The sequence below is a fragment of the Cytophagales bacterium genome (assembly GCA_019456305.1).
In the GTDB taxonomy this organism is placed as follows: Bacteria; Bacteroidota; Bacteroidia; order Cytophagales; family VRUD01; genus VRUD01.
This window is the reverse complement of record VRUD01000039.1, coordinates 18,460-25,812: the sequence shown is the minus strand read 5'-3', so window position 1 is coordinate 25,812 and position 7,353 is coordinate 18,460. Positions and strand designations below refer to the sequence as shown.

At 38.5% G+C, this 7,353-nt stretch carries 6 protein-coding genes and 2 tRNA genes; 7 read left to right on the top strand and 1 reads right to left on the bottom strand.

The window, feature by feature from the left end; all coding sequences use genetic code 11:
- The first annotated feature begins 159 nt into the window (after positions 1 to 159).
- From FVQ77_09855 to FVQ77_09825, 7 genes are all read left to right on the top strand, one after another.
- Positions 160 to 233 (top strand) — tRNA-Pro (locus tag FVQ77_09855).
- 1 nt (position 234) lies between these two features.
- On the top strand, positions 235 to 480 hold the full coding sequence (locus tag FVQ77_09850) for a GIY-YIG nuclease family protein (GenBank protein MBW8050621.1): 246 nt from the start codon (positions 235 to 237) through the stop codon (positions 478 to 480).
- A tRNA-Pro gene (locus tag FVQ77_09845) sits at positions 471 to 549 on the top strand. The genes FVQ77_09850 and FVQ77_09845 overlap by 10 nt, the downstream gene beginning before the upstream one ends.
- An 81-nt stretch (positions 550 to 630) precedes the next feature.
- Entirely contained in the window at positions 631 to 1,707 is a 1,077-nt protein-coding gene (locus FVQ77_09840; GenBank protein ID MBW8050620.1) for a ferredoxin--NADP reductase, read from the top strand.
- Between the two features lie 351 nt (positions 1,708 to 2,058).
- Positions 2,059 to 3,798, top strand: a complete 1,740-nt coding sequence (locus tag FVQ77_09835) for a M3 family oligoendopeptidase (protein MBW8050619.1) — start codon at positions 2,059 to 2,061, stop codon at positions 3,796 to 3,798.
- Between the two features lie 279 nt (positions 3,799 to 4,077).
- Complete coding sequence (locus FVQ77_09830) at positions 4,078 to 4,539, top strand: type II toxin-antitoxin system VapC family toxin (GenBank protein MBW8050618.1); 462 nt, start codon at positions 4,078 to 4,080, stop codon at positions 4,537 to 4,539.
- A 244-nt stretch (positions 4,540 to 4,783) separates the two neighbouring features.
- Positions 4,784 to 6,079, top strand: a complete 1,296-nt coding sequence (locus FVQ77_09825; GenBank protein MBW8050617.1) for an amidohydrolase family protein — start codon at positions 4,784 to 4,786, stop codon at positions 6,077 to 6,079.
- Positions 6,080 to 6,143: 64 nt separating this feature from the next.
- Here the strand turns inward: FVQ77_09825 and FVQ77_09820 are convergent, their stop codons facing one another.
- On the bottom strand, positions 6,144 to 6,980 hold the full coding sequence (locus FVQ77_09820) for a T9SS type A sorting domain-containing protein (GenBank protein ID MBW8050616.1): 837 nt from the start codon (positions 6,978 to 6,980) through the stop codon (positions 6,144 to 6,146).
- Between the last annotated feature and the right edge of the window lie 373 nt (positions 6,981 to 7,353).

Sequence of the window (7,353 nt, the reverse complement as noted above, 5' to 3'; positions counted from 1 at the left end):
CGGGACGTGGAGCCGGTTCTGAACTAAAACGGGATGTGGCCCCGCCAAAGGCGGGGTACCACGTTCGGGACGTGGAGCCGGTTCTGAACTAAAACGGGATGTGGCCCCGCCAAAGGCGGGGTACCACGTTCGGGACGTGGAGTCGGTTCTGAACTAAAACGGGATGTGGCGCAGTCAGGTAGCGTACTTCGTTCGGGACGAAGGGGCCGCTGGTTCGAATCCAGTCATCCCGACATGTATTATGTTTACGTACTCGAGAGCCAGAAAGACGAGAAGTATTATATTGGATATACTTCCAACGTTGAGAAACGAGTGGAATATCATAATGCCGGACTGCAACGGTCAACGCGTCACCGGAGACCTTTTAAGCTTATTTATAAAGAAGCCTTTGAAGATAAAACGAAGGCCCTAAAAAGGGAAAAGCAAATCAAGAGCTATAAGGGAGAAGAGGCTTTTCGGAGATTGATCATCGGGACGTAGCCCCGCCAAAGGCGGGGCACCACGTTCGGGACGTGGGAGTCGCTGGTTCGAATCCAGTCATCCCGACCAAATAATTCAAATATTCAATACTAAAATTCGTCATTCGTCATTCGTCATTCATAATTCGTCATTCATAATTCGTAATTTAAGATGAGCAATCAATATTTCACCCTAAAAGTAACTGACATCGTCAAAGAAACTACCGATGCCATCACTATTCACTTTGAACATCCACCGGATCATAAAATAGCTTATAAACCAGGCCAGTATTTGACCCTGATCGTTAACGTGAATGGAGAAAAATCCAGGAGAGCTTATTCGCTTTGCAGCTCACCGAATGAAGATAAAACCCTTGCTGTAACTGTAAAAAAACTTGAGGGCGGGACAATATCTAATTACCTGAACGATAATTTAAAACCGGGTGATCCAATGGAGATCATGGTGCCTACAGGTACTTTTGCCATAGACCTGGTGCCTGGTGCAAAAAGACACCTCGTCTTGTTTGGTGCCGGCAGTGGTATTACTCCTTTAATGTCTATCATGAAATCAGTTTTGGCAGCAGAGTCACACAGCCAGGTTTCATTGGTATATGGAAACAGAAATGAAGAATCGATTATTTTTAAAGATGATATAGATGAATTGAAAAAAAAATATGGCAGCAGGTTTAATTTTATTCATGTATTAACCAGGCCGGCTGATGGGTGGGACGGGCCAAAGGGTCGGATCAATAAGATCAAGGTCTCACATTTATTAGAGCAATTCCCTGAAATGGGCCCAAAGGTAACTGATTATTACATCTGCGGCCCTCAAGGCATGATGGATGAGGTGAAATCAGCCTTGGAGAGTTTAAATGTAGCTGCAGAAAAAATTCATAAAGAAAGCTTTACGGCTCCTTTGGAAAAGGAGGCTGAAATCCTGGACGAAGGACGCGAGACAAAGGCAAACGAATTTAAAATCCAGGATGTCAAAATTAATTATGAAGGCCAAACCTATACCATAACGGTAAAACCTGATAGTACGATACTGGAAACAGCCCTGGATGAAGGCATTGATCTTCCGTATTCTTGCCAGAGCGGATTGTGTACTACCTGCAGGTGTAAACTCTTATCGGGCGAGGTGCACATGGATGAACGCGAGGGATTATCGGATATGGAAATAGATGAGGGATATGTATTAATATGCCAGGGACACCCGGTAACGGCCGATGTGGTCTTGGAAGCAGGGTAGGGGGATGATGGTAGACAGTAGGCAGTTGATGGTTGATGGAGCATTGTGGTGGATGAGGACTATGACCCTGACCATAATGACCGCCTTGATCCTGACCATGATGACCACCTTGATCCTGATCGCTGCCTTGTGAGATACTTCCACAAGCGCCTAATTGGTCTCCATGAGCCTGGTGTGCAGGCCAGGCATTGGCTGAAATTGTTATTGAATGTGCATTAGCAGGATTGCCGGGAGGAACATGGCAAATGGTGATCTTACCGCCTTGCCCTTGTGCAAAAGACAAATCAAATATGGAAATTATTGCGATAAATATTATTAATTTTTTCATAATCTATATAAGATACAAAACTTATGCCAGTTTTAAATATGATCAGTAAAAAGAAAAGATCTTTTTTACCTTCAGAATTTCAAATTAAAGAATGGAACGATCTGAAACCATATTATGATAACCTGAAAAATCGTACCCTTATGTCTCTGGATGATTTGAAAGTTTGGTTAAAAAACAGAAGTGAGCTGGAAAGCATTGTTGCTGAAGACCTTGCCTGGAGATATATTAAGATGACCTGTGATACGGCTAACCAAAAGCACGCTGAAAGTTATAAATCTTTTATTTCTACAATCCAGCCTGAAATCGCTCCTTACTCAAACCAATTGGATAAAAAACTTTTTAATTGCCCGTTCAAAACCCAATTACTTGCAGGGGACTTAAGTTTGCTGCAATACAAAATACTAATAAGGGAAATCGAAAAAGATATAAGAATATTCAGGAAGAAGAATATTCCATTGTTAACGAATATAAGAAAAGAAAAGCAGCGATATGCTGCTATCACCGGGGCTATGAGCGTAAAGATTGTTGGTAAAGAATATACTCTTCAGCAAGCCGGTGATTTTCTCCAGGATAATGACCGGACAATCAGAGAAAACGTTTTTTTAAAGATCAATGACCGCAGAAGCAAGGACAGGGATAAGCTTGACAAACTTTTTAATGTATTAATAAAGCTTCGCCACCAGGTAGCTGTTAATGCAGGTTTTAAAAATTTCAGAGACTACACATTTGTTTCTTTGGGGAGGTTTGATTATACACCTGAAGATTGCTATGCGTTTCATGATTCAGTTGCTGAAGTAATTGTGCCAGTGCTAAATGAGCTTGCACAGGATAGAAAAAATAAGATGCGTGTTGAAAAGTTACGCCCCTGGGATCTGCAGGTTGATAAAGATGGTTGCCCTCCTTTAAAGCCTTTTAACAATACAGATGAACTGATTGAGAAAACCAAACAATGTTTTTACCGCCTGGATCCATTCTTAGGTGATTGCCTCGTAACAATGAAAGAAATGGGACACCTGGATATGGAGTCCCGGAAAGGTAAGGCGCCTGGCGGATATAACTACCCGTTGGATGAAATTGGTGTACCCTTTATTTTTATGAACGCAACTTCAACGCTCTCCGATCTTGTTACGATCGTTCATGAAGGCGGCCATGCGGTACATTCTTTTTTGACCAAAGACCTTGAGCTTGTTGCTTTCAAACATACTCCCTCAGAAGTTGCTGAATTAGCCTCCATGTCCATGGAGCTGATCTCTATGGAGCACTGGGATTTGTTTTTTGATAATGAAAAGGATCTGTTAAGAGCAAAAAGAAAACATTTAGAACAAATTATTGAAACACTCCCCTGGGTGGCTACGATAGATAAGTTCCAGCACTGGATCTATCAAAATCCTGATCACAAAGTTGATGAAAGAGTGAAAAAATGGAATGAAATATTTGACCGGTTCAGTTCAGGTGTGCTTGATTGGCATGGTTTGGAACATTATAAAAATTATATATGGCAAAAACAGCTCCATCTTTATGAAGTCCCGTTCTATTATATAGAATACGGCATAGCTCAATTAGGCGCTCTTGCTGTGTGGAGGAATTTTAAAGAAAACCCTAAAAAAGGCCTTGAGAAATACCTTTCAGCGCTCCGGCTTGGCTACACAAGGCCCATCAGGGATATATATGAAACAGCGGGGATCAAGTTTGATTTTTCTAAAGAATATATCAGGGAATTGATCGGGTTTGTGAAAGAAGAGCTGGATAAATTAAGATTTTAGGTTTACTTTTAACTTGATACCTGAGTCCACTCTAATAAGTCCAAAAAATAAAAATGCCACCAAATCACCAAAGCACTAAATCCCACAAAACCCTGAAAATCAATTAGTTAATTTTTAGTGGGATTTTGTGTTTTTGTGCTTTTGTGGCAAAAAAGACTTTTTAGAGTGGACTCAAAAAGGCAATAAAAATAGACCCATATTATAGACAATGCTAAAATTACAGAAGGATACATTAAAGAACTCAAGAAATGTGTATATTTGGGAATCTTATAGGGTAAAATGAAACAAAAAATATATATTGATAATTCAGTACTCGGTGGTTATTTTGACAAAGATTTTGAACAAGACACACGTAAATTATTTGATAGGATTAGAAAAGGTGACTTTATTATACATCTTTCTGAAATAAGCGAATTAGAACTCTTAGAAGCGCCTGAATACGTAAAAGACTTAAAAAAAGAAATACCTAACGACTGTTTGGTAATTCTTGAACTTAATGAAGATGCTGAATACCTTGCTGAAAATTATATAAAAGAAAAAATATTAACAGAGTCAAGCATGAACGATGCATACCATATTGCTATTGCTACTGTCAATAGAATTGATGTTTTAATCAGTTGGAATTTCAGGCATATTGTAAACCTTAACAAAATAAGACTTTTCAACTCTGTAAATCTAAAATTAGGTTTTCCACAAATTGATATAAGAACCCCAAAAGAATTAATTAACTATGAAGACTAGAAAAGAAATAGAAAAAAGTGACTTTAAAAGTGTCGAATTCTTTCGTTCTGTAAAAGAAAAGATCGCTAAAAAACTTGCAGGATTGACCTTTACAGAAAAGAAAAAGTATATTGATAAAGTATTATCGGGAGAAATTATTATCTCTGAATAAGTGAAAATTAATCGCTTTTTCTATCCTTGTGTTGGTAAACAGGAATGAGTTTTTAAACTCCCACCTGCCTTTGCACACCATCCGACAACTACCATGAAAAAACAAAAAGCAACACGTCCTGTTTTCCTGTTGTTACTATTCCTGCTTTTACAACAATCTTTTGCTCAGCAATCTTATATCCATTGCGGCAAATTGATAGATGTAGTAAATAAAAAGGCGCTTGAAAAGATGACCATCATCATTGATGGGAATAAGATAGTGTCTGTTGAAAAGGGGTACTTACAACCCAAGGAAAATCAAAATGTAATAGACCTTAAAGACAAGACAATATTACCCGGTTTGATGGATATGCATGTGCACCTGGAAGGGCAATCAAGCAAGAACAGCTATCTTGAAAGCTTTACTTTAAATGAAGCTGACATAGCATTCAGGGCAATGGTTTATGCTGAAGTTACATTAATGGCAGGGTTTACTACGGTTAGAGACCTGGGAGGTAGTGGTGTTAATATAGCATTAAGAAACGCTGTAAATAAGGGGCTTGTCAAGGGCCCGAGAATATATACTGCCGGTAAAGCGCTCGGAATAACCGGAGGACATGCTGACCCTACAAACGGCTGGCGCAATGATCTAATGGGCGATCCGGGGCCTAAAGAAGGTGTAGCAAACGGAGCTGATGAATGCAGAAAAGCCGTAAGGCAGCAGGTAAAAAATGGCGCTGACCTGATCAAGATAATGGCTACTGCCGGGGTGTTAAGCATGGCAAAAAACGCTTCAAACCCGCAATTTACAGAGGAGGAAATTAAGGTGATCATTGAAACGGCTAAAGATTTTGGTATCAAGGTGGCAGCCCATGCACATGGTGCTGAAGGAATGAAAAGAGCTATCCGGGCCGGCATTGCCTCCATTGAACATGGCACTTTAATGGACGGTGAAACAATGACTTTGATGAAAAAACATGGTACTTATTATGTGCCAACTATAACTGCGGGTATGTCAGTGGCAGATTCAGCAAAAATTCCCGGTTACTATCCTGAGATGGTAATACCCAAAGCGCTTGAAATCGGGCCAAAGATCCAGGCTACATTTAAAAGAGCGCTTAAAGCAGGTGTAAAAATTGCTTATGGTACTGATGCAGGAGTATATAAACACGGACTTAACGCTAAAGAATTTGAATTCATGGTAAAAGCCGGCATGCCCCCTATAGATGCTATAAGATCAGCAACGATTCATGCAGCCGATCTTTTGGGAGTAGCTGATCAGATAGGTTCTATTGAAGCCGGGAAACTGGCAGATATCATTGCAGTTAACGGAAATCCTTTGGACGATATTAAAGTCTTGCAGGATGTCTCATTTGTTATGAAGGATGGAGTGGTGTATAAACAAAAATAAAATGACTATTTGCATTTGTATCCATTGAAAATTTTTAGAAATACTATTTTTTGAAAAACATTTATCAAAATTCCATTAATCGTCTTGTATAGATTTTATCATCAACAGATAACTTTAGAATATAAACGCCCGGTTCATATCCAAATTCTTTGGTACTAAAAAAATATTGATGCTCACCCTTATATTTAACCTCATTAATAAGAGTTTTAACCTTTTTACCCACTATATTAAATATCTCTAAGGTTACGGTCGCTTTTTTTGTTAAATGATAGGTAATTTGGGTTTTATCACTATACGGATTTGGATAAACTTTGAAATCATTATCCTCAAATATTTTCTCTGTTATTACAGTTGCTATTTCAATACCAATAGATGTAGAATCGATATAAAAATTTAGATTCGTAAATACTGAATCTGTTAAGGTAATTTTTACATAATAAGTAGAATCCATAGGTAAACCTGTTATATCTACATATAGTTTGTAATCACCAAATGGGATATTTTCAAATGAATAATTGCCAGAGGAATCTGTAATTGTATATCCCACAACAGAACCATTAAAAGCTTGCACTATCATTATATCAACTCCCTGTAGTGGTACACCAGCAATTAGTGAAATTTTACCTGACCCATTATGGTTTACTTGCCCACTTAGTTTTCCAGGACCAATCTCTGAGGGGAATTCTATAAGCTTGATATTAGCAATGATAGTAGTATCACAAGATGATACATCAATAATAATTGCCTTTTGCCAGTGATTTGTAGTATCGTAATAAGTTGGTACAGTGTTAGGATATAATAGGCTATCTCCTTTTGCAATCACAAGATACTGACCTATCAGAACATTGTCAAAGACATAATTTCCTAAACTATCAACTGTTGTAGAAGCTACCACAGTCATTTGATTTGGGTTTGGACTGTATGCTTTAAGTTTTACCTCACCGCTTATTATTGGGCCGGCACTGTCAGTGACTTGTCCTGAAATGGTAGCTTGACAACTAATTGAATCGCAGAAATTGTAAAATTCTAAACCGCTTAAATTGCTAATACTTGGAAATGTATTAACGATATTTGCATTTTGGGAGTTAATAACAGTAATTCCGAGATTAGTATTGAAAATGTAATTACCATTTACATAGTCAAATGTACTGGAACCTGTACCCCAACTCGTAACACCAGGTATACTGTCAATAGTAGCGATAACTCCTGAATCTACATCAATAGATGCAAGGTATTCAACTGAATCAATAAAATCCCAATATACCCCATAAACT

Excerpts from the sequence above, each read along its gene's own strand:
- FVQ77_09850 (MBW8050621.1), top strand. The coding sequence starts at position 235 with ATGTATTATGTTTACGTACTCGAGAGCCAGAAAGACGAGAAGTATTAT.
- FVQ77_09840 (MBW8050620.1), top strand. The coding sequence starts at position 631 with ATGAGCAATCAATATTTCACCCTAAAAGTAACTGACATCGTCAAAGAA.
- FVQ77_09835 (MBW8050619.1), top strand. The coding sequence starts at position 2,059 with ATGCCAGTTTTAAATATGATCAGTAAAAAGAAAAGATCTTTTTTACCT.
- FVQ77_09830 (MBW8050618.1), top strand. The coding sequence starts at position 4,078 with ATGAAACAAAAAATATATATTGATAATTCAGTACTCGGTGGTTATTTT.
- FVQ77_09825 (MBW8050617.1), top strand. The coding sequence starts at position 4,784 with ATGAAAAAACAAAAAGCAACACGTCCTGTTTTCCTGTTGTTACTATTC.
- FVQ77_09820 (MBW8050616.1), bottom strand. The coding sequence starts at position 6,980 with ATGACTGTGGTAGCTTCTACAACAGTTGATAGTTTAGGAAATTATGTC.